The organism is Vibrio sp. 2033 (genome assembly GCF_033339735.1).
In genome coordinates this window covers 1-1,172 of sequence record NZ_JAWOVC010000099.1, presented here as the reverse complement: position 1 = coordinate 1,172, position 1,172 = coordinate 1, and the positions used below count along the sequence as shown (strand labels likewise).

At 52.7% G+C, this 1,172-nt stretch carries 1 protein-coding gene; it reads left to right on the top strand.

All coding sequences use genetic code 11. From position 1 onward, the window contains the following. On the top strand, positions 1–1,172 hold a 1,172-nt coding region (locus R7P74_RS24860; RefSeq protein ID WP_318123304.1), incomplete at both ends, for a tandem-95 repeat protein.

The window sequence follows — 1,172 nt, the reverse complement described above, 5'->3', positions numbered from 1 at the left end:
GGCACGGTCTCGGTCAACCCGGACGGCAGCGTCACTTACACGCCAAACGACAACTACCACGGTACAGACAGCTTCACGTACATCGTTACGTCGGGTGGGGTATCAGAGTCCACCACGGTGAACGTCGATGTGACGCCAGTCAATGATGCGCCAGCGGCAAAAGATGACGCGGCAACAACACAAGAAGATACCGCTGTCACGATTGATGTCCTACCAAACGACACCGATATTGATGGCGATACGCTGTCTATCCAATCGGCGTCTGTGCCGAGTGACCAAGGGACAGTTGAGATTGTTGATGGCAAATTGGTCTTCACACCGGCTGAGAACTTCAATGGTGACGCTGAAATCACTTACACCATCACCGATGGTTCGCTGACTGACCAAGCGACGGTTAACGTCACTGTGAATGCGGTAAACGACGCGCCTGTGGTTGAAAGCAACATCGCAGACCAAACCTTGGCAGAAGACTTTACACCATACACCATCAATCTAAATACCGCCTTTAGCGATGTGGATAATGTGGATGGCGAGCTGAGCTTCAGCGTTTCAGGCAACAGTAATGTCAATGTCTCAATAGAAAATGGCATTGCGACTATTAGCCCAACGGCAGACTGGAACGGCTCAGAAAACCTAACGTTTGCGGCTACCGATCCAAGCGGTGAAAGCGTTAGCCAAACGGTGAACTTCACAGTTGCGCCTGTGGCAGACATCGTGGCAGATAAAGCGACGGTTGTGGAAGACACGCCGACCATCATCAAGGTCTTAGATAACGACACGTTCGAAGGCAAGGACAAAGTGGTGTCGCTCGATAGCAATAACGGTCCAGCCAACGGCACGGTCTCGGTCAACCCGGACGGCAGCGTGACTTACACGCCAAACGACAACTACCACGGTACAGACAGCTTCACCTACATCGTCACGTCCGGTGGGGTATCGGAATTCACCACGGCGAACGTCGATGTGACGCCAGTCAACGACGCGCCAGTGGCAAAAGATGATACCGCTGTTACTGACGAAGACACGCCAGTGACGATTGATGTCCTGCCAAACGACACCGATATTGATGGCGATACGCTGTCTATCCAATCGGCGTCTGTGCCGAGTGACCAAGGTACAGTCGAGATTGTTGACGGCAAGTTGGTGTTCACACCGGCTGAGAACTTCCATGG